Source organism: Halostagnicola larsenii XH-48, from assembly GCF_000517625.1.
Classification (GTDB): domain Archaea; phylum Halobacteriota; class Halobacteria; order Halobacteriales; family Natrialbaceae; genus Halostagnicola; species Halostagnicola larsenii.
This window is the reverse complement of the sequence record NZ_CP007055.1, coordinates 1517761-1541611: the sequence shown is the minus strand read 5'-3', so window position 1 is coordinate 1541611 and position 23851 is coordinate 1517761. Positions and strand designations below refer to the sequence as shown.

Sequence of the window (23851 nt, the reverse complement as noted above, 5' to 3'; positions counted from 1 at the left end):
TTCCGCTTTCACAATCCCCTTTTCCGTTCGTCGCCCAATACTCGCACATGGCAGACGACCTCGCACCCGGAACGTGTCCGACAGCAAGCGGCATGCCGATGCTCGGACTCGGCACGTGGCAAAACACCGACCCCGAACAGTGCGCCGAAAGCGTTCGAACCGCCCTCGAGACGGGATATCGACACATCGATACCGCCCAGATGTACGAGAACGAGTCGGCCGTCGGCGAGGGTATCGCTCGAGCCGATGTCGACCGGGAGGATATCTTCCTCGCGACCAAACTCCTCCCGGAAAATCTCGGGCGCGAAGACGTCCTCGAGACGACCCGCGAGAGCCTCGACCGCCTCGGCGTCGACTCGGTCGACCTGCTGTACGTCCACTGGCCGACCAAGGCCTACGACCCCGAGGAGACGCTCGGTGCCCTCTCGGAACTGTACGACGACGGGCTGATCGACAACGTCGGCGTGAGCAACTTCGAACCCGAACAGCTCCAGGTCGCAGTCGACGTTTGCGACGCGCCGATCTTTGCCAACCAGGTCGAATTGCATCCGTTGCTCCCGCAGGAGCATATCCGCGAGACCTGCGAGAACCTCGACATCGAAGTCGTCGCCTACTCCCCGCTGGCCCGCGGCGGCGTCTTCGACCAGCCCGTCCTCGAGGAACTCGCGGCCAAACACGACGCGAACGAAGTGCAGGTCAGCCTCGCGTGGCTCCGCGAACGCGGCGTCAGCGCGATTCCGAAAGCGACCGGCGAAGCCCACATCCGAGACAACTGGGAATCGCTGACGCTCGAACTCGATCGGGAGGACCTCGAGGCGATCGATGCGATCAAGGAAACCCACCGGGAAGTCGATCCGGCGTTCGGCCCCTGGAACTGAGTCCCAACTGAATCGTCGAGTGATCCCGCCTCCACTCGAGACGCCACTGATTCTGTCGTTCCGATTGCCTTTCTCGATAACCAGGAGCGACCGCCGCTCGGAATGGCGTGGCTGAACGACGAGCACGCACACACCTATCAGAGAAGGTGATCGTTTCAGCGGGTGAGGGACCCACTTACGCGGAAACGACGCAACGTTCTCGGCCCGGTAGAAGGGACTAAACCACCGAAACGGCAGTCTCGAGCCATAGCCGTCTCATAACAATATACGGCCGACGTGTAGCCCGACGTGTAATGAATGCACGAGGTGTACCTGAATGAACTGTCTCTTTTTTACGAATACGCCAGCACACGTTCATCTCTACAAACACACCATCGCCCGCCTCGAGGAGTTGGGCCACGACGTTCTCGTGTTCGCCAGAAGCGACGAGTGTACGGAAGCCCTGCTTCGAGCCCACGGGCTCCCGTACGTGATCTACGGCGGTCGGGGAGAGGCGAAACACTCGCTGTTGTGGGAACTGCCCGTTCAACTCGGTCGGATCGTCCGCCGAGCCCGAGAATTTAGCCCCGACGTAATATTCGGGATCGGTCCCTACGCCGCCTACACCGGCCTCGTGACACGGTCGCCTGCGATCGCAGTGCTCGACTCGGAGCCCTCGCTGGATCACGTTGTCGCCCGACCGTTCGTCCGCGCGTTTCTCACGCCGGAGGCCTTCCAGAAGGAACTGGGCGAGAACCACTACCGGTTCCACGGGTTCAAAGAGTCGGCCTACCTCCACCCGGATATCTTCGAGGCCGATCCCGACATTCGCGACGCCCTCGGCGTTGATCCCGACGAGTCGTTCGCGATCGTTCGGCTCAACTCCTTTAACGGCCACCACGACGTTGGACGGAAGGGGTTCTCGCTCGAACAGCGCCGACGGTTACTCGAGGCGCTGGCGTCCGAAACGACCGTCTTCGTTTCGGACGAGGGAAGCGACCTCGACCTCGGGAACCTCGACGTTCGGCCGTTCGATCTGCACCCGGCGAAACTCCACGACGCGCTTTCGGAAGCCGACTTGCTGGTCGCGGATACCCAGACGATGGTGACCGAAGCCGCACTGCTCGGAACACCGGCGATCAGGTCGAACTCCTTCGTCGGCGAGTCGGACATGGGCAACTTCCTCGAGCTCGAAGACGAGGGGCTCATCTACAACCTCTCGTCGTTCGATGCGGTCCTCGAGCGGTCACGAACGCTGCTCGCCGACGAGTCGGTGCCCCAGCGGTGGGAACGACGCCGCGACGAGTACGTTTCCGAGATGGTGAACCTCACGGATCTCCTGTGTGCCGTCGCGTTGACGTTCACCGAGTCGACATCCGGGACGACCCTCGGCGATGTCGCGGAGGTGAGCGGATGAAGGTCTGCTCGGTCGTCGGTGCCAGACCGCAGTTCGTCAAAGCTGCGGTCGTCTCCCGGGAGCTTCGAGCGGTCGGCGAGGAAGTCCTCGTCCACACCGGACAGCACTACGACGAGGAGTTGTCGGACGTGTTCTTCGACGAACTCGAGATTCCGGAACCCGACTACAACCTCGGCGTCGAGTCGGACACCCACGGTCGGCAGACGGCGGCGATGATCGCCGCCCTCGAGCCCGTTCTCGAGGAGACCGATCCCGACGTCCTCCTGTTGTACGGCGATACGAACTCGACGCTCGCCGGGGCGGTCGTCGGATCCAAGCGCGACGTTTCCGTCGCCCACGTCGAGGCTGGACTACGAAGTTACAACCGCGATATGCCCGAGGAGACCAATCGCGTGCTCACGGATCACGTTTCTGACCTCTGTTTCGCGCCCAGCGAGGAGGCAGTCGCGAACCTCGCCGCGGAGGGCATCGACGACGGCGTCTACTGGACCGGCGACGTGATGTACGATACGATCCTCGAGGCTCGCACTCGAGCCCACGACCGGTCGACGATCCTCGAGAATCTCGAACTCACCCCCGACGGGTTCGTGCTGGCGACGGTCCATCGCGCGAGCAACACGGACGACCGGTCGAACCTCGAATCGATCCTCGATGGCCTCGCGTCGTCGTCGCTACCCGTCGTCTTTCCCGCCCATCCGCGGACGATAGCCCGCCTCGAAGAGTACGGACTTCGAGCGCGCGCCGAGGAGGTGCTTCGGCTGATCGAACCGCAGGGCTATCTCGACTTCGTTCGACTCCTCGATGCGGCCGAACGAGTTGCGACCGACTCCGGCGGCGTCCAGAAGGAGGCGTTCTTCCTCGAGACGCCTTGCGTGACGCTCCGGCGGGAAACCGAGTGGACCGAGACGGTCGAGGCCGGGTGGAACGAACTCGTCGGTCCGGACGAGGACCGAATTCGTGACGCGCTCACACGAGAACGAGGCACCCACTCGACGCCACAACCGTACGGCGACGGCATCGCGAGTCGACGGATCGTCGGACTCCTCCAGCAGGCCATCGACGACGACTCGAGTCCGTCCGTCGAGCCGTTATCGAACGGACTCGCGGATTGACCCACTGACGTTCATCCCAGATCGATCATCAGCGGACCATAAAGATGACAAGCAAGCACGTTGCGACTCGATATGCTCAGTCGTCGGAGCGCAAATTCCGTGCGAATACACCGCATACGAGTGGCTCTCCGGCGATCCGAAATTCCGACAGACGTTTCCGCTCCCCCAAACGGTTTAAGCGAAGTAATTATATCTAATTACAGACGATGACCGAGAACTTTCCCGACTACGTCGACGTCGATTACGACGACGGCGACGGTCAGACGCCCGAGGAGTATCCACACATTCACGACAAAATCGAGAAGGCCATCGAGGTAACCCGTCAGGGACTCGAACAGTACGAGAACCCCGCGGTCATGTGGACCGGCGGCAAGGACTCGACGCTCGTGCTCTACTTCGTCAAGGAGGTCGCAGACCGGTTCGACCTCGAGGTTCCGCCGGCGATCTTCATCGATCACTACCAGCACTTCGACGAGATCCACGACTTCGTCGACCACTGGGCCGACGAGTGGGATCTGGAAGTCATCTACGCGCGTAACGAAGACATCGGCGAGTACGTCGAGGAGCACGACCTCGAACCCGGCGACGACATCGACATCTCCGAACTATCCGAACACAACCAACATCACGTCGATAACATCCTCGAGTACGAGGAGGACACCTTCCCGTTCCTGCTCGACACCTACGCGGGGAACCACCTCCTCAAGACCGTCGCGCTCAACGACGCCCTCGAGGAGTACGATATCGACGGCATCCTCTCGGGCGTCCGCTGGGACGAGCAGGAGGCTCGCGCCGACGAGACGTTCTTCTCGCCGCGACACGATCCGGACATCTACCCACCCCACGACCGCGTTCAGCCCATCCTCCAGTTCGACGAGGCGGCCGTTTGGGAGGCGTTCTGGAACTTCGCGGTGCCGGACACCGTCTCCGAGTTCCCCGACGACGGCTACGTTCCACAGAGCGACGACGACCTGCCGAACGACCTCACGCAGGAGGACATTCCGGTCTCGCCGAAGTACTTCGCCGGCTTCCGCTCGCTCGGCAGCGAGGTATCGACCGAAAAGGCCGACAACGATCCCGCGTGGTTGCAAAACTTAGCGGAGACGACCGAACGTGCGGGCCGCGCCCAGGACAAAGAGGACCTGATGGAGCGCCTGCGCGATCTGGGCTACATGTAGGCCACGCCGACAGCGAGAACTGAGATACGACCGTCGATCGTCTTTTTGATCGCGTTTACAGCTTGGACTCGAGAGCGTGCCGGACCGCCTGTGGCCCGTTATCGGGAGTCATACTAGTAAGTGGGGTGAATAGGAGCCGGTCAGTTCGTCACTCGATACTCGCCGTGTTTGACGCCGATCGCGAGCATGATCGCGCCGAACAGCGCCATCGACGGCAACACCATCATCATGATCGTGTCCATCCCCATCGGCGTCATCGGTGTGATTTCGGGGAGGACGACCAGTCCGCCGATTCCGACGAGCAGTACGAGGACGAACGCGCCGATCGTCTTCGGTAAATCGAGTCCCATACTCGTACTGAGGAGTCAGTTCTTGTAAGCTGAACGGAACCAGAAACGGCGCCACGAACGCAGGTCGAAACGACAACTTACGAGCGCGACTGGATTATCCAGACGGTCGCACGAGATTCGCGAGCGCGATCAGAATGCCGAAGAACCAGCCGAGCGGGAAGGAGATCCCGACCCACATCCCCGCGTAGGCTGCACCCTCGAGCTGGAAGTTCTCGCGAAGGTAGTCGTTTATTCCGCCGACGAACAGGACGTTATCGAGGATCCAGACCGCAAAATCGTAGCTGGGTTCGAGAACAACCCCCTCGAGCGAGGGCGTGACGAGCGCAGCGACGACTGGCGGGAGAAAGATCGCCGTCATCGCGAACGGGTAGGCGAGAATCACCGAGACGAATCGACCGCCCACTTTCGAGAAGGTGGCCGCCAGTGCTGTCGAGACGACTGCCACACCGCTTGCAGCCGCGATGGGGATCACTGCATCGGTCGGTAACTGGAGGTGGGCGACGACGGTCACGCCGCCCCAGAAAACGAGGGCGATGGCGGTCACACCGACGACACCGATCCGAGTTCGAGTCGAATCCAGCTTCGAGGCGTAAAACCGCATCGCGAAACCGACTACGGTCATCGGATAGACCGCGAGCAGACTGACCAGACCGAGAAGACTCCAGACGCGGTAGCCAACCCGCTGTGGAAGGGTTTCCGGCTCCCACTTGCCCATGACCGAGTGTCCGCGACCGCGCTGTCGCGGGAAGATCAGTTCCATCCAAGCGCCGTGTAACCGCTGTAAATCGACCCTCACAGCGCCAACGATACCACCACCACCAGAGCGAGACCGGGTAGACATACGGAACCCAAACTACCGATACACCGTAAGTTTTCCTGCTGCGCTCCGGCCGGCGGTCGAACCGTCAGTATTCGACGTCGACCGCCGCCCCGATGTCGACTGCGGTGCCAGCGTCGGCGCTCTGGGCGAGTGCGTCCAGCACGGCCATATTCGAGATCGCTTCAGATCCGTCCGTTCGCGGCGCCTCCCCGTTCTCCACGCAGTCTGCGAAGTGCTCGACCTCGAGACGGTACTGATCGACCGGCTCGAAGGTCTCTACGACGCGTCGGCCGTCGATCGCGTACTCGAGCTCGAGCGGTTCGCCCGACGGAACGTCGAAGGCGTCTCTGACCTCGAGCCAGCCGTTTTCGGCCTCGACCCGATAGGACTGTGTTTTCTGCGTATCGAAGCCCGAGGCGATACGAGCCGACGCGCCGCTTGCGTACTCGAGGATGCCGGCCAGCTCCGTGTCGACGCCGGCATCGCGCGAGTCGTCGGCGTGGGCGTAGACGCGAGACGGTTCGCCGAGGAACTGGCGGACGACCGACACCGGATAACAGCCGACGTCCATGAGGCTGCCGCCGTACAGGTCGGGAGAGAGGCGAATGTCGTTCGGTCGTCCGCGCAACGAAAACTTAAACGACGCCGTGACAGAGCGGATCGTTCCGAACTGTTCGTCTGCGATCTCGAGCGCGCGCTGGGTTCGGGGATGATAGAGGTACATGAACCCTTCCATCAGCGTCACGTCGCGTTGCTCGCAGTAATCGACGACCTCCCGCGCTTCGACCGTGTCGACCGCCAGCGGCTTCTCACAGAGGATGTCTACGCCCGCGTCCGCCGCGGCCTTCGTCCACTCCGCGTGCAAGCCGTTCGGAAGCGGAATGTACACGGCGTCGATCGGCGCGTCCTCGAGCAGACTGCCGTACCCGTCGTAGACGTGTTCGATGTCGTACTCGTCCGCGACGACTGCTGCTCGGTCCTCGCTTCGGGAGGCGATCGCAACCGTTTCGTGATCGCTCGACTCGACGGCCGGGAGGAACGCTTTTTGGGCGATTCCCGCCGTGCTGAGCACACCAAAATCCATACTCGGACAGAGAACGGATTGCTATTAAAACCTGTATGCATTCGGAACCGGCTCGATCTATCCGGCCCGCGCGTTGGAATATCGGCGTTTCTCGAATCGTGGTTTCTCGACCTACTGGCCCGGCACGACGGGTTCGAGATCCGTGACCTCCTCGAGCGCTGGTATCGACTCCTGTGCGCCCTCCGTCTCGGTCGCCACCGACGCTGCGACCGTCGCGATATCGGTTGCCGTTTCGATCGAACGGCCGTCCGCCAACTGCGCGCCGAGGTAGCCACAGAAGACGTCGCCGGCCCCGGTCGTGTCCACCGGATCGACCGACGGCGGGGTAACGCGATGCGACGTCTCGCCCGAGACGATCACGTTGTCGCCCCCGCGCGTGCGGACGATAGTTCCCTCGAAAGCCTCGAGTTCGCCCTCGAGTGCGTCGTACTCGGCTTCGTTGACCACGACGATGTCGACGGCAGGTTCCGTGAGAAGGGGTTCGACGCCGTCCGTCGGTACCGGGTTGAGGACGACCGTCGGCCGGACCGCCTCCCCGGCCAGTTTCCCCAGCAACGATTGCATCGTCGAGAGGGGGATTTCGTTCTGCAGGAGACACGTGTCCGCGTTCCGGATCCGATCGTAGTGGCGCTCGACGTAGCGAGCGCCGACCGCTTCGTTCGCGCCGCCGAGAATCGCGATCCAGGACTCCCCGTCGTCGTCGACGAAGATGTACGCCTTGCCCGTCTCGCACTCGGCCACCGCGACCGAGTCGACGACGACGCCGCGGTCCTCGAGCGTCGAGAGGACCTCGTAGGTTCGTTCGTCCTTCCCTACGGTTCCCAGAAACGTAGATTCAGCCCCACCCGACGCTGCAGCGACCGCTTGATTCGACCCTTTGCCGCCGATTCTGTTTCGAAACTCGTCGTCGGCGATCGCCGCCGGGATGCGTTCCGTTCGGACGGTTTCTCCTAGCGCTGGAAACCAGTCGTAGGCCGACTCGAGCGTTCGGATCTCGCCTCGGGAACAGTAGGTGGCCCTGTCAACATTGACGCTGCCCAGCGTGACGACGTTCGACATTCGTACTCGAGGTAGCGTATCGCAGCTATTTCGTCGTTCTGATCCGAGCGAGCGAATGCTCATCAAGATACGTATGGAAATCGAACCGTCTGACGGCGGCGAATGCCGCGATCACGTGTCATTTATAGCCGGACTGCCGAGTGCCGGCAATGGAACGTCGGACGGTACTCGGGCGAGTCAAGTCGCCGCCGGTTTCGTTTTTCTTCGCCACGGCGGTCGCACTCGTCACGTGGGTCGCCCTCGCCGACACTGGGACGATGGCGACGATGCTATCGATCACGCTCTTTTGCATTATCCTCTGGGTTCTCACGCCGGTACCACCGGCCTTCACCGGCATCCTCGGAATCGGGCTCATCGCGGTCACGTTTTCGACGGATCTGGCACTGACCGGCTTTCAGGAACCGGCAACCTGGCTGATCGGATTCGGACTGCTCATGGGTGAGGCGACGCGGCGAAGCGGCCTCGCGAACTGGGCGGGAAGTTGGATGACGAGCCGAAGTATTTCTCCGGAAGTTCGATCGGATCCCACCCGGGCGTATCGGCGGCTCCTGCTCGTGCTTTCGCTCGGCGCACACGCGCTCGCGTTGCTCGTCCCCTCCTCGCTCGTGCGGATCCTCGTATTGGCACCAATCCTCAAGGAGACCGGCTCGTTGTTCGACTCGCGGCAGGCTCGAGTCGGGATCTACCTCGGTCCGCTGTTCGCGACGTTCTACGGCTCGCCGGGTATCCTGACCGCCGATCTGCCGAACATCATTCTCACCGGTTTCGCACAGTCGATCGCCGGCCAGCAGATCACGTGGACGGAGTGGGCGCTCCACATGTACCCCGTAATGGGAATTTTACGCGTATTGCTCGTCATCGCGGTCACTTACTACCTGTTCCGTCCCGAGACAAATTCCGGATTCGAGCTTCCCGACACCGACGGTGGAACTGCCGGGGAGACCGAAAAGCGGATGCTGCTCATCTTGCTCGTCGGGGCGGTCGTCTGGGCGACCGATTTCGTCCACGGCTTTCACCCCGTCGTCGGCGCGCTCGTCGTCGTCGTCCTCGCCTTCCTGCCGTCTGTCGGCGTCGTCGATTTTCGGGAGGTAGGTGGGGAGACGGACTACTCGATCCTGTTTTTCATCGCGGCCGTGTTCGCCATCGGCGACGGACTCTCTCAGACCGGGTTCTCCGACGGCGCGTCCACGTATCTCCTCGAGTTGATCCCGACGGACGCGCCGCTCGCGATAATCTTCGCGTGTATCTTCTTCATCACCTTGGCACTGACGTTCGTGATGGAGGGACTGGCCGTCGCAAGCGTCCTCACCCCTGTTCTGATACCCTACGCGGAGGCTGCAGGGCTGCCGCTCACGCCAGTGTTGATGTCCGAGGTGGTGGCGTTGAGTTCGTACTTCTTCCCGTACCAATCGGCGGTGTTGATCGTGATGCTCGCGGAGGGCGACGTGGAAACGAAGGAGTTGATCACCACGACAATCGCGTGTTCGCTCGCGACCATCGCGTTCTTACTCCCGCTCCAGTTCGCGGTGTTTTCACTGTTGTACTGACCGAATTTCCCCAACAGTTGCTGATTTCAGATCGCCTCTCCTCGAGTCGATGTTCGGATGGTCGACTCTACGATCACGGGTCAGATTCCACCGAAGTCACTAGAGAGCGATCTCTCACGAAGTAGTAGTCCGCCGTCGCACGTCGTATCCGGTACCGAGTCGTGTCGATCTTAGTCGCTAATGAACTTGTTATCTCGCCAGTTGACGCCCGTCTGGGCGGCCTTGCGGTCCCCCGGTCCTTCGACGACCTCCACGTCCGCCGGTCGCGGTTCGCCGTCGACGATCCGGGTGGCCTCGAGATCGCCGTCGTGTTCGGAGATTGCCGTCAACGTCCCCTTCTCGGCGGCCTGTGCGATATCACAGAGCACGAGGAACATCTCGTACTGCAACAGAGAGTTCTGGAGGACGGTTTCCCGGTCGCCTTTGAACGCGGCGAACTCGACCAGTTCGGATTCGATCTCCTCTTCGTCTTCTTCGTCCCAGCGGAAGGAGTTGCGCCGCTCTTCGGGATCCTCCTCGTAGACTCTGTTCTCGGTGACGCTGGCTTTGAGCTGGGCCGCTGGCGTGTACTTGCTTACCGATTCGTCTTCGGAGACGGCCTTGAGTATCAGCGTGTTGTTCCGACGCGTGAGTTCGACATCGGTCACGCCATCCGGATAGACCGCCTCGTCCAGATGCTCGCGAAGGTCTTCGAGTGGCAATTCGAGGGTCGAGTGGAGCCGATATACGTGTCTTGAATCCTCTGTTGACATGGTGGGAAGGTGTGCCGGCGACAGTCGTTGGTTGTAGTACGGGAGCGTGCCATATATGACCTGCTGTTATATACGGACACGTCGGGTCCGTACCAATGTTGGTCGTTCGTCAATTCGTCCAATACGCGCCTAGGCGGCGTTGAGCGTTTCCTCGAGTTCGCCGCGCTCCTCGAGTTCCGAAAGGATGTCAGAGCCGCCGACGAACTCGCCGTCGACGAACGTCTGCGGGATGGTCTCCCAGCCGCTGTGTGCCTCGAGTGCCGCGCGGTATTCGGCGAGTGAATCCAGCACGTCGACGGTCTCGAACTCGTCGCGGTGCTCGCTGATCAGACCCAGTGCGTTCCGGGAGTACCCACACTGGGGCATCAGTTCGGTTCCCTTCATGAACAGAACGACCTCGTTCTCTGCGAGGGTTTCTTCGACGTGTTCGTCGACTTCGTCCTGATCAAGGCCCTGGTTCGGTGGGAAGTCCATGTCTGTCCATACGGGAGTGTGTCAGATAGGCCTTGCGTCATTCTCCCCGCGAACCACCTGTGAATTCATTAGTACTCCAACTGTTTCGGCATCGAACGCGGGCGTCGATGCTTACGACTCTTCGAACTGCTCGAGGCGGACGATCCGGTCGTCGTCCGCCCGGGGAAACCCGCCGCCAGCTCGACCGTCCCGGTTCGATGTGAGGAGATAGAACGCTCCGTCGGGCCCCTGCTCGACGTGTCGGAGACGACCGTACTCGCCCTCGAAAAGCGGGTGGGCGACCGCGGTCAGCCGGTCGTCGAGCCAGTCCGCGTCGTACGCGACCTCGCCATCACCGTCGACAGCGCTCGAGGATTCGCCGGGCACGGTTAGCGTAACGGAATACAGCGTTTGCGAGGCGAGCCCGCAGGCGAACAGCCGGTTCTGCCAGTTCGCAATCGCGTCCCCGTCGGCGAATGCGATCCCCGACGGTGCCCACGTCGTCTCGGGGCCCGTGTTGAGCACGGGCGGCGTGACCCGGTCGTACTCGTCGCCGTAGGCTCCGTACTCCGGATCGTCGGGACCGCCGCGAACGACGTCCCACCCGTAGTTCCCGCCGGGGTCGACGATCGAAACCTCGTCTCGGCTGGTCGGGCCGTGTTCGGCCGCGAACGCCGTTCCGTCCGGTCCGAAATCGATTCCCTGCGGGTTTCGGTGGCCGAGCGAGTACGTCCGGGGATCGCTTTCGGCACCGAAGTCGGGGTTCCCCGGCGCGGCGTCGCCGTCGGGCGTCACGCGAAGGATTGCCCCCGCGAGCGACGACGGATCCTGGGTCTGGGACGGCGTTTCCGCGTCGCCCGTCGTCACCCAGAGATTGCCCTCCGGTCCGAACGCGAGGCGACCGCCGTTGTGAATCGCCGCACCCGGAATCCCCTCGACGATCGGCGAGATTTCGTCGCGCTCGAGGTCGTACCGGACGACGCGGTTTTCGATCTCGCCGGTATCGACCGTGTAGTAGACGAACAACGCCGGCTCGTCGGGGTAGGACGGATGTGCCGCGACGCCGAGCGTTCCGCCTTCGCCCGGTGCCGACCGATCCGGTAGGTCGTCGGCCTCGAGAACCGCCTCGCCAGCCGTCGGCTCGAGTCCCGTCTCCTCGCCTATTGCGCCGGCTTCGAAGCGCCGGACGCCGCCGTCTCGTTCGGTCAGGAACGCGTCGGTATCTGCGAACGTGAGATCCCACGGGATCTCGAGGCCGGACACGACCGTCGTCGGTTCGACATCGGCTTCGGAAGGTGCGCCCTCGGCGGGCTCCCAGTCCGGTTCTTCCCACTCGTAATCGGGGGCGTCCCCAGGTTCCGCGAGTTCCGTCTGGGTCGAGTCTCGAAGACACCCGGCGGCCAGAATCGAGACCGCACCGGCCGTCTGCAGAACGCGTCGTCGTGACGGACGATCCATGCGAACGGGAACGATGCGGAGACACGACTGTGCTTTGGTCGGCGTCCGTTTTTCCGGTGGTTCGGCTCGAGGAGGAGATCGGTACTTCCGGTGATCGATAATCCACTAGCGTCAGTCGGCGGCCGTGGGCGAGGAGAGAACGTCGAGTTTTTCCGCGGTATAGCCGAACACGTCGCGGTAGCCGTTGGCGGACATGAGCACGGGATAAAACGGCTCGTCGGCGACTTGCATCTCGCCGTCCGCTGCGGCGAAGGAGTCGCCTTGCTCGACGCGGGTGAAGTTGTCGACGAACACTTCGTAGGTATCGGCCTGGTCCTTCCAGATGCAGTCGACGAGGCGGTAGACGGGGAGATCACGGCTGACCGTATCGCCCGGCAGTGCGCCGGTCGCGGTGAGAAACGCCCGCGTGAGACTGTAGGCGTTTTCGGCGGCCGTTTCGCTTCCCTGTAAGCCGCACTCGACCTCGATCGTGTCGATTTCGGTGAACAGCCGCCCCTCCGAGAAGTTCCCAGTCTCGACCATCGCCGCGACGGGGAGTTGCGGGCAGAGTTCCCGTGCAGTGTCAGTGACGTCTTTGACGATGGCGAACGGTTCGTTGTGACTCTGGGTCGAATGCATCGAGAAGGTGAGACAGTCCTCGAGTTCGTCCGTGAGTTTCGCAGCTAACTGCCCTTCGTGCGTCTCGGCGTCCGAATTGCCGGGAAACGCGCGGTTGAGGTCTTCGTCGACGTATCTGACCTGTTGCTCTAACGCTCGCTCGTTCGCGACGACGAGTTTGACGGGCCGTTCGACGGCCGGCCGCTGCTCGAGCAACCGCTCGACGGCTCGAACGCCGCAGGGCTCGTCGCCGTGAATGCCGGCGAGAATCGCCAGCTCCGGCGTTCCGGAGCCAATCTGTGCAACTCTCATTACCAGCAATAGGTTCGTCAGCCTCAAAGGCGATTCGGTTACGAACGACTCTCGGGGCGGCGTACCACGGCGAAACGCGCCCCGGTAGCGACTGTCAAATATTGGCAATGTGCGTTGATGAACTGTCGGCCGGTACTCAGTCGATGGGTCGACGATCAATCGAGGCGGTCACTCGAGGCGATCCGCGTATGCGCGGTCAATCTCACGAGCCGTCGGATGCGCGTCGTCGAGCCGGATCCGCCAATCGTCGATGCGCTCGGGCGACTCGAGCGCGTTGGTCAGGGCGGTGCGGACGTCGAGGACGTCGACGCCGTAGTAATCGCGAGGCACGCCCTGAAGGTACTCGAGGGCCGTTCGAAACAGCGAGCGCATCCCGTCGTCGTCCCGAAAGTCGACGTGTTTGTAGGCTCCGGCGGCGACCTGCACCATCCCGTGGAGGAACGCGCTCTCGGTGCGTCCGCGGCCGTAGTTGTACCACTCGTCCTCGAAACAATCGTGGCTACGGTGGTACTCGCCCGCGTTGAACAACCGAACGCCGTGGACCGTGGCTCGACGGAGCGTCGCGTGTTCCCAGCGCTCCCCGTCCGCGGACCACCCCGGCGGGTTGCCGTCGGGCGGCCCGACCGTCGGATCGTTCGTGTGTTCGTCCATGGGGACACGAACGCAGCCAGCGGAATATCGGTTCGGGTCCGTGCGCCGGTCGGTCTTCGCGTTCGGGTTTGTGCGTCAGTTGTTCTCTCTCGCGTTCGAGTCGCCGACTCGAGCCCGAACCCTAAAACGGCCGATGTCTTTATCCGAACCCCATCGAAAGTTTCAGTTAATGAAACAGCCGTACGGTCGGTGTGAGGACTGTGGTGAGCGTCTGTACGAACATATCGATGGTGGGTACAGGTGTGGGAACTGCGGCGAACGCTACGACGAGACGTTCTTCGACGGCGACTCCCAGTCCGTCGAAGTCGCCGCGCCGGCGAACTGACGACGCAGGCTGTTTCTCTCGACAAGTTCCCGTCCTTCGGCGGCGTTCGTTCGAGGATTCGCTCGAGGGCGAAATCGGGACGTTTTAACCACCCCGGAGCGAACGAGTGCGTGTGTGCGAGGGTAGCCAAGCGGCCAACGGCGACGGACTCAAGATCCGTTCGTGTAGACGTTCGTGGGTTCAATTCCCTCCCCTCGCATCACTGTCCGGCGCTTTCGCCCGCACGCGGTAGCGACCGGCCACGATGCGGAAGATCAACACGAAGCGATCTTCCCTCGCAACTTACTCCTGAAATCCGAACTCGAGCGGTAGCGACGCATTTGACGTGACTGTCCCGAAATTGAGGCCGTTAGCGCGCGGTCCAGCCGCCGTCGGCCGCCAGACACTCGCCGGTCACGTAGCTTGCGGCGTCGCTCGCGAGAAAGACGACCGGGCCGGCGATTTCCTCGGGCGTGGCGAATCGCTCGAGCGGTGTTCGATCCAGAATCGACTGCCGGAGCCGTTCGTTCGCCTCGAGGTCTTCGGTTAGCGCCGTCGAGACGTACCCCGGCGCGACGGCGTTGACTCTGACCTCGGGTGCCCAGTCGAGCGCCATACTCTTGGTAAGCCCGACGAGGCCGTGTTTCGAGGCGACGTACGGGTGCTGACGGGGAAGCCCGACGAGCCCGCCGACGCTCGCGACGTTGATCACCGCGCCCCCGCCGCTCTCAAACAGCGATTCCGCCGCGGCGGTCGTCACCTCGAATGCTCCCTCGAGGTTGACCGCGAGCACGTCCCCCAGACTCTCGGTCGACACGTCCTCAGGCCGACCGAGCGCGTCGTCCGGATTGAACCCGGCGTTGTTGACGACGATGTCGATCCCGCCCAACTCGGCTTCGGTGCGCTCGATCACCGCCGAAACCGCGTCTCGATCGGTTACGTCCGCGGTGGCGGCTATCGCGGTGCCATCTGCGTCCTCGATTTCCGCGGCGACGGCCTCGACTTCCTCGCTCGTTCGAGCGGTCGGAACGACCGCCGCGCCGGCGGCGGCCAACTCGAGTGCGATCGCTCGCCCGATGCCGCGTCCACCGCCCGTTACGACTGCGACTCGTCCGTCGAGATTGAATGCGTCCGTCATAGATTGGTTTCTGTCATGTTGGATCGGGTCTTTCTCAGTGCTGACGGGCTGGTACCAGTTGCAGTTTTCGACCCCTGGAGCCGTCAAACCACCACAACTTTTCGTTTCGACACCCCATACTCGAGCAATGGACGAACTCGAGCGGGCCGACGAACGGGCAGAGACTGCGCTCCGTGCCGCCAGAGCGGGTGCTGAAATCGCCGAGGAGTCGTTTCGAACGACACTCGAGGTCGAGACGAAAGACGGGAAGACCGATGTCGTCACGCAGGCCGACCGCGACGCGCAGGTCGCCGTCATCGACACGATTCGGGAGGAGTTCCCCGACGATCCGGTCGTCGGCGAGGAAGAAGACGAACTGAAGGAGGTCCCCGAATCCGGCCCCGCTTGGATCGTCGATCCGATAGATGGGACGAACAACTACGTTCGCGGTATCCGGGTGTTCGGCACCGCCGTTGCGGCGGTTATCGACGGCGAACCGGTCTCCGGGGCGACCGTTCTTCCGGCGCTCGGAGATACCTACCGCGCCGGGCCGTCGGGGGTCTACCGAAACGACCGGGAGATTTCGGTCAGCGAGACCGCAGACCCCGAAGCCGCGACCGTCTCCCCGACGTTCTGGTGGGACTTCGATCAGCGCGATCAGTACGCCACCGCCACCCGCGAGGTCGTCGAGCGATTCGGCGACATGCGACGCTTCGGTAGCGCCCAGGCCACCCTCGCGATGGTCGCCTGCGGCGGTCTCGACGGGACGATGACGAACCTCCCGACGAATTCGTGGGATACCGTCGCCGGCGTCGCGATGATCCGGAAGGCTGGAGGCACGGTCACCGACCTCGAAGGCGAGCGCTGGAAACACGACAGCACCGGGCTGGTGGCCTCGAACGGTGCGATCCACGACGAACTGCTCGAGGCGACCCAGGCGATCGATAGCTGAGTCCGGCCCAACCGACCGACGACTGAGGCCGACTCGAGCGACCACGGTTCCACTGCTTCGAGTAACTAGGATTCGTACCGCCTCAGCAATTACGCTTCGACCAGATCGCCCGACGACTGAACCTCGCGGCGAGACGGCTGTGGCAGGGCCGATCGGGTTCGATCCGTCAGCGAAACCGGAAATGGTAAGCGGTCGCCCCAACGGATATCGATCATGGACGACTTCATCGATCGGTACGGTCCGGTCCGGGTGTGGGCCGCCACCGTCGCACTCCTTGCCTCTGCGATCACGCTCGGGGCGATCCTCTTTCCACAACGGGTGTACGTCGACATCATCTGGCACTACTTCTGGGGGCCGGTGGTCGCCGACGCCCACGGTTGGAGCTGTGTTACGTGGGCCGGCGGCGAACAACTCGAGTGTGCGGCCGCACCGGGAGACGCTGGGCCGACCGCCTCGCCAGGGTATACCGTACAGTCGTACGCGGGCTACATTCCGACGCTCGTAATCCTGTTGATAGGTATCATCTTCATCATCAAGCGACTCGATATCGACCGCTATCGGGCCGGCTTCTACGGGTTGTTCCCGTTCTTCCTGTTCGGCGGCGTGCTTCGAGTCGTCGAGGACGCGAACGTTGCGACCTACACCGCAACCGGTGAGCTTCCGATTCAGATGCCCTGGAACGGCATCCTGATCAGCCCGCTCATCTACTTCACCGTCTTCTTCTTCACGCTCTTTGCCGTCCTCGTCTCGGTCTGGCTCGAGCGAAACGGCTACGTCTCGGGCTACGAGTATCCGCTCGCGGGAATCGGAACGCTCGCGCTCGCCTCTGCGCTCGGCTATCTGGGCTACCTCGCGGCGACGAAACCATATGTGGAGTTCTACCCCGGCTTGTTGCTCGTTACGCTCGGCGGCGCGACGATCGCGACGGCGATAACGTGGCTGTTGATACAGCAGTTCGCACCCGGTCTCAACCGAGGGACGGAGTACATGGGAATCGTCGTTATCTGGGCCCACGCCGTCGACGGCGTCGCGAACGTCGTCGGCCTCGACTGGGCGACCGTCTTCGGGCACTCGGCGAACCTCATTCCCAAACATCCGATCAACCGGTGGATCGTCAACACGACGGGATCCGTCCTTCCCGCAGATATCGTCGCGGTGACTGGCGACGCGTGGCCGTTCTTGCTCGTGAAACTGGCCGCCGCCGTCTTCGTCATCTGGATCTTCGACGAGACGGTCTTCGAGGACAGTCCGCGCTATGCGATCTTGCTCATGATCACCGTCGTCGCGGTCGGACTCGGCCCCGGAACGCGGGACATGATCAGGGCGACCTTCGGCGTCTGAACGCGAGAGCTGTTCTCCCGGTCGTTCGTCGTTCGATATTTTCACCTACTCGAGTCCCGTTCGTGTTGTTTCTGCCTCTCGCTCGAGATGCTCTCAATCCCCATCGAACAGCGGGAGGCTGGACCGAGCGAGCGGGGCCTTTAATCACGCGCGGCGGAAACGAACGAGCATGACCCAAACAGCGGGGTGGTTCGCCACGCTCGCGGCCGACCCCGACGCAGACGACGACGCGCTCGTCGACGCGGTACGCGACGGACGCGCTGACGAACCGGATTCCTGGCCCGAGCGGGCCGTCGACGAGGGGGTCGTCGACGACGAGGACGCCTACTACGACCGCCTGCACCGGACGACGATGGCCGCGACTCGAGCGGCCGTCACCGAACGCGAGCGGGCCGACGACAGCCAGTTGATCCACGCGATTCGCGCGATGGACGACTGCCAGCGGACCGCGAACGAACTCGCAGAGCGGGTCGCGGAGTGGGGCGGCACGCTCGATCCCGACGCCGGAACGGGAATCGAATACGCGCGAGACCTTGCGACCACGGAACCGGAGCCGGGGACAACGGCCGTCGTCTCGCTGGCCGAGCAGGTGGTCGCCCTCGAGGAAGAAGCAGACGGGCTGCGGGCCTACATCGAGCAGACGATGCCGACCGTCGCGCCGAACCTGGCCGCGCTGGCCGGTCCGGTACTCGGGGCGAGACTCGTCTCGCTGGCCGGCGGCCTCGAGTCGCTGGCGAAGAAACCGAGCGGCACCGTCCAGGTGCTCGGGGCCGAAGACGCCCTGTTCGCCCACCTCCGCGGGCACGCCCCGTCGCCGAAACACGGGATCATCTACACGCACGACGGCGTTCGCGGAACGCCGATGGAAAATCGCGGTTCTGCCGCACGGGCGCTCGCCGGGAAGCTCTCGATCGCCGCGCGCGTCGATCACTACTCGGGTGAGTACCGCCCCGATCTCGAGGCCGAACTGACCGAGCGACTCGAGACGATTCGGGCTCGCACGGGCGACGAGTACGACGGCGGCAACGACAATAGTGGTGCAGTCGAGAATGCAAACGGAGGGGAGACGGATGAGTAAGCTCCTCGACGGCATACAGCGACGACAAATCGACGGCGAGGAGCGACTCGCCACCCGAGGAGAGCCGGTCTACGGCGAGCCGACCGAAGACGGTTGGCGTGCGTGGGACCCCCATCGGTCGAAACTCGGCGCGATGTTCGAACTCGGAATGGACCACGGACTCGAGGGCGGGGAGACAGTGTTGTACCTCGGCGCGGCCAGCGGAACGACCGTGAGCCACGTCGCCGACTTCGCCGGGCCGACCTACGCGGTGGAGTTCGCGCCCCGGCCGGCACGAGCGCTCCTTTCTGCCGCCGAGTCGCGACCGCGCCTGTTTCCGCTGTTGAAAGACGCCCGCAAGCCGGATACGTACGCACACGTCGTGGAATCCGGCGTCGACGCGATCGTCCAGGACGTCGCGACGCGCGGGCAGGCACGCGTCGCACTTGAGAACCGCCGGTTTCTGGCCGAGGATGGCCGCCTGTTGCTCGCCATCAAGGCACGAAGCGAAGACGTAACGCGCGATCCCGAAGCCGTCTTCGCGGATGCCCGCGACGAACTGACGACGGGTGATGACGGATACGAGATCCTCGAGACCCAGCGGTTGGACGACTACCATACCGATCACCTCGCAATCGTCGCACGGCCGAAGTGAGGGAAGTGCTGGAGGGCCGTCGACCGTTTCCTCGCGTCGGCCGATCCGTCCGAGTCCAAACCGTATTTACCGCCGCGCACGAAAGCCACGGACGATGGAACGCGGGTCGTCGGAATCGTTCACACGGATGGGCACACTGGGCATCGAAGAGGAGTGTTTCGTCGTCGACGGCGACGGACGGCCCACGAGCGGGACGGACGAACTCGTCTACGAACACGACCCGCCCGAGATTCTCGAGGGGCGACTCGATCACGAACTGTTCAAGTTCGTCATCGAGACCCAGACGCCGCTGATCGAACGCCCCGAAGACGCTCGAGATGCGCTTCTCGAAATTCGACGGGCGCTGGTCGAGCACGCCGAGGCCCACGGCTACCGGATCGCCGCCGCGGGGCTGCACCCGCTCGCGAAGTGGCGCGAACTCGAACACGCCGAAAAGCCCCGGTACCAGTCCCAGCTCGACCGAATTCAGTATCCACAGCACCGGAACACGACGGCGGGCGTCCACGTCCACGTCGGCGTCGACGACGCCGACAAGGCGGTCTGGATCGCCAACGAACTCCGGTGGTACGTCCCGATCATGCTCGCGCTCTCTGCGAACTCGCCGTACTGGTGCGGGTTCGACACGGGGCTCGAGTCGGCGCGGGCGAAGATTTTCGAAGCGCTGCCGAACACGGGGATGCCGACGTACTTCGAGGACTACGAGGCCTTCGACACGTTCGAGCGCCGGATGCTCGAGACGGAGTCGATTCGGGACAGGGGCGAACTGTGGTACGACGTGCGTCCGCACACCGAACACGGCACCGTCGAGATTCGAACGCCCGACGGGCAGGCCGATCCGAACATTGTCCTCGCGTTCGTCGAGTACGCCCACGCGCTCGTCGAAGCGCTCGCCGAGGAGTACGAGGACGGAACGCCGGGTCGGAGACACCGACGCGAACTCTTAGACGAGAACAAGTGGCGGGCGATCCGCCACGGCCACGACGCGGCGTTCATCGACCGCGACCTCGAGGGCACACTCGAGTTAGGCGAGGTCGTCGACCGCGAGTGCGAACGGCTCGGAATCGACGGGATCAAAGCCGTGTATGAGGCCTCGAGCGGAGCCGAATCCCAGCGACGACTACGTCAGACCCGGGGTGACGACGCCCTCTGTGACTCGTTGTTCCTCGAGACCGAGTAGCGGGACCGAGACGGAGACGGCGGGCGTTCGCCACGCAGGCGGCCGTCAGCAAAGATTTAACAGTACGGACACCTTTAATTCGGGAAGAAAGAACATGGCTTCGGATGAGATCGACGGCCACCAGCCGGACGATCCGGACGATCGGAACGACGGATCCGACGGGTCTGGCGACCGAACGCGCGAGACGGCGGCCGACGAGGTCGACCAGCGGATCGTCGATCTCCTCTCGTGGATCCTCGACACGGAAACGCGAGCGAAGATATACGTCTACCTGCTGGCCAACGCGGGGAGCACGTCAGAAGAGGTCGCGAAGGGGACCGGCCTCTATCCGAGCACCGTCCGCGAAGCGCTCGCGGAACTGCACGAAGAGGATCGGGTCATCCGGGAAAAACGCGCCAGCGAAGGTGCGGGAAACAACCCCTACGAGTACACGGCGATTCAGCCGAGCGAGCTCGTCGGCGGCGTCGTCGATCAGGTTCAGCAGGAACTGAACACCATCTTCACGCTCGACCGACTCCTCGATCGAGACGGGACGACGGAACTCGAGAACGGCGAGGACACCGACCCGGTCACGATCACGGTCGACGACGAGACGCCTGAGGACGAATCGGATGCCGACAGTGAGGCGGAATCCACCACTGGAGAGGTATCCGACGAGGAGACAGGATCCGTCGACGGGTCTGAATCCGATGAGCCGTCCGAAGACGACGATTCGTCGTCGGGCTCGAGTTCGAACTAGGGACTCGGTTCGACTAGCTGAGCGGACTCGAGCGAAAACACGACTCGAGGCTCTTTTCGTCGCGTCGATCGCTGTGCAGCGGTGTCGGCGTCAGCAATCGGTCGCCGACTCTCAGTCGTGAATGCCGAGAATGCCCGGTCGCTCGAGTTCGAGGTCGCTGTCGACCGCTCGAGCGGTCACCGTCGGCCACTGCCCGGTGGTCGTCAGCGGTTCGAACTCGTCGTCGGTGACGAGAACGGTCCCCTCGCTTTTAGCACCCTGGACCGTCGGGTTCCAGGCGTAGGCCATCGGCGTCCGGACGGTCGCCTCGTGGCCCGGTGTGGCGATCCATTCGCGGCCCGCGAACCCGGCCGCACCGCCCTGGTGGTGATTCTGCCACTCGCCCTCCCAGCCGACCGCGTCGTAGGCGTGCTCGATTTCGGCGAACACGTCGCCCGCCGTGCCGGCTGTGTTTCTCGTCTCGCTCGAGCCAGATTCGTTCGAGCCTGTTTCGCCCGGTTTCGCGCTCGACATCGTCGTGTTCACGCTCGAGTTCGCGTATTCTTGCGTGGCCGCGAGTGCCGTGGTCTCGACGCGGGTTGCGGCCTCGTGGCGCTGCTCGAGCCACTCGGGCGGATCGAACGCGACGGTTCGGGTACAACTCGCGTGTAGCCTGTCTCGCTCGGCGGTCACCGAAACGAGCGCGTACTCGCCCAGCTGCTCGCGTTTCGGCGTGTAGTGACGATACGTCGGGGCGCGTTCGGAGCCACCGACGAGCAACACCGGGGCTTCGATCTCTCGAGCCGAGAGCGCGACTCGCAGCGCCGAGGCGACCTCGTGTTCGGTGTCCTCGCTTCGCAGTTCGTGACACACCGATTCGACGGCGGCGGCGGTTTCCGCGCCGAGGTCGCGGTACCGCTGGCGGTCCTGCTCGGTCAGGGGTTGGCGGAGCGCGCTCGAGTCGACGCGTTCGAACCACGGGATGTCGATATCCGCCGCGGCATTTTCGCCGGCGTACTCCGCGAGCGCGTCCTCGAGGTCCGTTTCGTACCACGGGAACCGCTCGATTTCGGGTGTGTGTTCGAGATCGGGACACTCCTCGGCGAGGATGCGGTCGGCTTCGATGTTGTCGGCGAGCAGCGTCAGTTCGTCGCCGTCGTAGCCGATCGCCGCGACCCCGGCGTCGGCCGATCGGTCGATGACGTTCGAACCGCCAGTGAGCCAGGCGAAGGAGTTCGGACGCGCGAACCAGATCGAGTCGAGGTCGCGATCCTCGAGATAGTCCTCGAGTCGCTCGAGTTTTTCCATGCCGGGTGCTTGCGTGGCTGGCTCTTGAATGCGACGAAGCCGCTTCTTTTTCGGTCTCGAGAGAAGGATCGATGGAGGTGACTAGGTTTGCGAAGAATGCGGTGGCTTTCGGCTACCCGACGTACGCTGCTACTACCGGGTATACAGATAGCACTCGACTCATGCTACCAGTACCTAACTCACGCTGGCAACAGTGATTTCCACGTCCTCCCCAGCCGATTCACTCATTCACGGATTCGTTCGTTCATCCACTGGAAGACGCTTCGCGACTTCCAAGCCGTTCGGTCACGAAGTGACCGAAGACCTCGCACATCACCGAATCGCGCTTCGCCTCACTCAGCGCGATTCAGCGCGCGCCACCGCAGGTGGTTCTGTCGTTCTGGAGTCCGTGCGATTCGGTATTATTCCGCTGAAAATTTTGGCCCTTACCTCGCTCGAGAACCCCTCAGGACCGGATCTCTCGAAGCTTCTCGCGGCCCGGTGCGATCAGTTCGTCGAGGTAGCTCGCGAGGGTTCCCTTGGCGTCCGCGGGGTGGAGTTCGCCGGACTCGAGGTCCGCCTCGAGCGACTCGTACTGTTCGTAGGTAACGTTCCCGCCGTACTCGTCGGGACGCTCGACGACGATTTCGCTAAAGCGCGGGAAGACGTGGTACTCGAACAGTTCGAGGACGGGGTTCTCGAGGTCGCCCTCGGGATCGGCCGTCGGCGGACAGAACGCGGAGTTGACCTTCTCCTCGAGTTCGTCGGTCGAGTCCTCCATCGAGATGGTGACGCCCTCGCTCGAGGACATCTTCCCCTCGCCGGTCGTGAGGTCGGCGACGATGGGCGTGTGCAGTGCTGGCCGTACCTCGTAGCCCAGTTCGGGCAACTCCTCGCGGGCGAGCATGTGGACTTTTCGCTGATCGATCCCGCCTACGGCGAGGTCCAGATCGAGGTACTCGATGTCGAGCGTCTGCATCAGCGGGTAGACGACGTGGCTCACCTTCGCCGTCTCGCCGCCCTGAATTTCGGCCATCGCGCGCTGGGCGCGGTTCAGCGTCGTCTCGAGTTCGAGGGCGTGCAGATCGAGCGTGTACTCCTTCTCGAGTTGGAACTCCGAGCCGTAGACGAACTCCGCCGAGTCCTCGTCGATGCCGTAGGCGATGAACTGGGCTTTCATCTGTTCTGCGGTCTCGCGGATCTCCTCGAACGTGCCTTTTCCGTTGAGGTAGGCGTGGACGTCCGCGAGCAAGACGACGACCTCGAGGCCGGCTTCCTGCAGATCGATCAGTTTGTTCGCGGTCAACAGGTGTCCGAGATGAAGAACCCCCGAGGGCTCGTAGCCGACGTAAGCGCGCTTGCCCGCCGGATCGGCGGCGAGTTCCCTGACCTCCTCGTCGGTGACGACCTCCTCAGCGTTTCGCATAATCCGCTCGTACGCGTCCATAGGTGGACCCAACCGCGGCAGGGATTTATGCGTTCTTGAACGATGCCACCGAATCTGGGGGCCTTCTCGGACGCGAAACGTCTCGGCACGCCCTGTGCGTGCCAACAGGCATAACTGGTGGCAAACCCACCCCCGGACTTTTAGGTGTT

Annotated in this window: 24 protein-coding genes and 1 tRNA gene; 13 read left to right on the top strand and 12 right to left on the bottom strand. The window is 63.2% G+C overall.

The window, feature by feature from the left end; translation table 11 throughout:
* The first annotated feature begins 47 nt into the window (after positions 1–47).
* The 4 genes from HALLA_RS07885 to HALLA_RS07870 all read left to right on the top strand — a co-directional run bounded on the left by HALLA_RS07885 (position 48) and on the right by HALLA_RS07870 (position 4564).
* Positions 48–878 carry an aldo/keto reductase gene (locus tag HALLA_RS07885; protein WP_049952838.1) on the top strand — a complete coding sequence of 277 codons (831 nt, stop codon included), beginning with the start codon at positions 48–50 and terminating at the stop codon, positions 876–878.
* A 316-nt stretch (positions 879–1194) separates the two neighbouring features.
* A complete protein-coding gene (locus HALLA_RS07880) occupies positions 1195–2274 on the top strand; it encodes a hypothetical protein (protein WP_049952837.1) in 1080 nt (359 codons plus the stop codon).
* Positions 2271–3386 (top strand): non-hydrolyzing UDP-N-acetylglucosamine 2-epimerase, encoded by a 1116-nt coding sequence (wecB, locus tag HALLA_RS07875; protein WP_049952836.1) that lies wholly within the window; start codon positions 2271–2273, stop codon positions 3384–3386. Before HALLA_RS07880 ends, wecB begins: the two co-directional genes overlap by 4 nt.
* A 206-nt stretch (positions 3387–3592) precedes the next feature.
* Complete coding sequence (locus HALLA_RS07870) at positions 3593–4564, top strand: phosphoadenosine phosphosulfate reductase family protein (protein WP_049952835.1); 972 nt, start codon at positions 3593–3595, stop codon at positions 4562–4564.
* A gap of 140 nt (positions 4565–4704) precedes the next feature.
* Here the strand turns inward: HALLA_RS07870 and HALLA_RS07865 are convergent, their stop codons facing one another.
* From HALLA_RS07865 to HALLA_RS07850, 4 genes are all read right to left on the bottom strand, one after another.
* Positions 4705–4914 carry a DUF7333 family protein gene (locus HALLA_RS07865; RefSeq protein WP_049952834.1) on the bottom strand — a complete coding sequence of 70 codons (210 nt, stop codon included), beginning with the start codon at positions 4912–4914 and terminating at the stop codon, positions 4705–4707.
* A gap of 94 nt (positions 4915–5008) precedes the next feature.
* A complete protein-coding gene (locus tag HALLA_RS07860; RefSeq protein ID WP_049952833.1) occupies positions 5009–5755 on the bottom strand; it encodes a hypothetical protein in 747 nt (248 codons plus the stop codon).
* 64 nt (positions 5756–5819) lie between these two features.
* Positions 5820–6818 carry a Gfo/Idh/MocA family protein gene (locus tag HALLA_RS07855; protein ID WP_049952832.1) on the bottom strand — a complete coding sequence of 333 codons (999 nt, stop codon included), beginning with the start codon at positions 6816–6818 and terminating at the stop codon, positions 5820–5822.
* 111 nt (positions 6819–6929) lie between these two features.
* Complete coding sequence (locus HALLA_RS07850; protein ID WP_049952831.1) at positions 6930–7877, bottom strand: PfkB family carbohydrate kinase; 948 nt, start codon at positions 7875–7877, stop codon at positions 6930–6932.
* A gap of 149 nt (positions 7878–8026) precedes the next feature.
* Here HALLA_RS07850 and HALLA_RS07845 point away from each other — a divergent pair, with 149 nt between their 5' ends.
* Entirely contained in the window at positions 8027–9424 is a 1398-nt protein-coding gene (locus HALLA_RS07845) for an SLC13 family permease (RefSeq protein ID WP_049952830.1), read from the top strand.
* Between the two features lie 170 nt (positions 9425–9594).
* On the opposite strand, the gene HALLA_RS07840 is transcribed toward HALLA_RS07845, so the two are convergent.
* From HALLA_RS07840 to HALLA_RS07820, 5 genes are all read right to left on the bottom strand, one after another.
* On the bottom strand, positions 9595–10176 hold the full coding sequence (locus tag HALLA_RS07840) for a DUF7110 family protein (protein WP_049952829.1): 582 nt from the start codon (positions 10174–10176) through the stop codon (positions 9595–9597).
* Between the two features lie 129 nt (positions 10177–10305).
* Complete coding sequence (locus tag HALLA_RS07835) at positions 10306–10650, bottom strand: glutaredoxin family protein (RefSeq protein WP_049952828.1); 345 nt, start codon at positions 10648–10650, stop codon at positions 10306–10308.
* A 111-nt stretch (positions 10651–10761) separates the two neighbouring features.
* On the bottom strand, positions 10762–12087 hold the full coding sequence (locus tag HALLA_RS07830; protein WP_049952827.1) for a PQQ-dependent sugar dehydrogenase: 1326 nt from the start codon (positions 12085–12087) through the stop codon (positions 10762–10764).
* 111 nt (positions 12088–12198) lie between these two features.
* A complete protein-coding gene (locus HALLA_RS07825; RefSeq protein WP_049952826.1) occupies positions 12199–12996 on the bottom strand; it encodes a succinylglutamate desuccinylase/aspartoacylase domain-containing protein in 798 nt (265 codons plus the stop codon).
* Between the two features lie 168 nt (positions 12997–13164).
* Entirely contained in the window at positions 13165–13647 is a 483-nt protein-coding gene (locus tag HALLA_RS07820; RefSeq protein WP_049952825.1) for a DUF309 domain-containing protein, read from the bottom strand.
* A 169-nt stretch (positions 13648–13816) separates the two neighbouring features.
* Between HALLA_RS07820 and HALLA_RS21035 the strand changes: the two genes are divergently transcribed.
* Together HALLA_RS21035 and HALLA_RS07810 are read left to right on the top strand one after the other, a co-directional pair.
* Positions 13817–13972, top strand: a complete 156-nt coding sequence (locus HALLA_RS21035; protein ID WP_169732124.1) for a hypothetical protein — start codon at positions 13817–13819, stop codon at positions 13970–13972.
* A gap of 116 nt (positions 13973–14088) precedes the next feature.
* A tRNA-Leu gene (locus tag HALLA_RS07810) sits at positions 14089–14171 on the top strand.
* A gap of 150 nt (positions 14172–14321) precedes the next feature.
* On the opposite strand, the gene HALLA_RS07805 is transcribed toward HALLA_RS07810, so the two are convergent.
* Complete coding sequence (locus tag HALLA_RS07805) at positions 14322–15089, bottom strand: SDR family NAD(P)-dependent oxidoreductase (protein ID WP_049952823.1); 768 nt, start codon at positions 15087–15089, stop codon at positions 14322–14324.
* A gap of 127 nt (positions 15090–15216) precedes the next feature.
* Here HALLA_RS07805 and HALLA_RS07800 point away from each other — a divergent pair, with 127 nt between their 5' ends.
* The 6 genes from HALLA_RS07800 (at position 15217) to HALLA_RS07775 (ending at position 20989) form a co-directional block, all read left to right on the top strand.
* Positions 15217–16020, top strand: a complete 804-nt coding sequence (locus tag HALLA_RS07800) for an inositol monophosphatase family protein (protein WP_049952822.1) — start codon at positions 15217–15219, stop codon at positions 16018–16020.
* 213 nt (positions 16021–16233) lie between these two features.
* Positions 16234–17361, top strand: a complete 1128-nt coding sequence (locus HALLA_RS07795; protein ID WP_049952821.1) for a DUF63 family protein — start codon at positions 16234–16236, stop codon at positions 17359–17361.
* A gap of 169 nt (positions 17362–17530) precedes the next feature.
* Complete coding sequence (locus tag HALLA_RS07790; protein ID WP_049952820.1) at positions 17531–18439, top strand: NOP5/NOP56 family protein; 909 nt, start codon at positions 17531–17533, stop codon at positions 18437–18439.
* Positions 18432–19073 carry a fibrillarin-like rRNA/tRNA 2'-O-methyltransferase gene (locus tag HALLA_RS07785; RefSeq protein WP_084568955.1) on the top strand — a complete coding sequence of 214 codons (642 nt, stop codon included), beginning with the start codon at positions 18432–18434 and terminating at the stop codon, positions 19071–19073. The genes HALLA_RS07790 and HALLA_RS07785 overlap by 8 nt, the downstream gene beginning before the upstream one ends.
* Before the next feature lie 94 nt (positions 19074–19167).
* Positions 19168–20250 (top strand): glutamate--cysteine ligase, encoded by a 1083-nt coding sequence (locus tag HALLA_RS07780; protein WP_049952818.1) that lies wholly within the window; start codon positions 19168–19170, stop codon positions 20248–20250.
* A 94-nt stretch (positions 20251–20344) separates the two neighbouring features.
* The gene (locus HALLA_RS07775) at positions 20345–20989 is read left to right on the top strand and encodes a helix-turn-helix domain-containing protein (protein WP_049952817.1); all 645 of its coding nucleotides are present in this window, start codon (positions 20345–20347) and stop codon (positions 20987–20989) included.
* A 111-nt stretch (positions 20990–21100) separates the two neighbouring features.
* Here the strand turns inward: HALLA_RS07775 and HALLA_RS07770 are convergent, their stop codons facing one another.
* Both HALLA_RS07770 and HALLA_RS07765 read right to left on the bottom strand, forming a co-directional pair.
* On the bottom strand, positions 21101–22276 hold the full coding sequence (locus HALLA_RS07770) for a M24 family metallopeptidase (protein ID WP_049952816.1): 1176 nt from the start codon (positions 22274–22276) through the stop codon (positions 21101–21103).
* A 445-nt stretch (positions 22277–22721) separates the two neighbouring features.
* On the bottom strand, positions 22722–23702 hold the full coding sequence (locus HALLA_RS07765) for a tyrosine--tRNA ligase (RefSeq protein ID WP_049952815.1): 981 nt from the start codon (positions 23700–23702) through the stop codon (positions 22722–22724).
* Between the last annotated feature and the right edge of the window lie 149 nt (positions 23703–23851).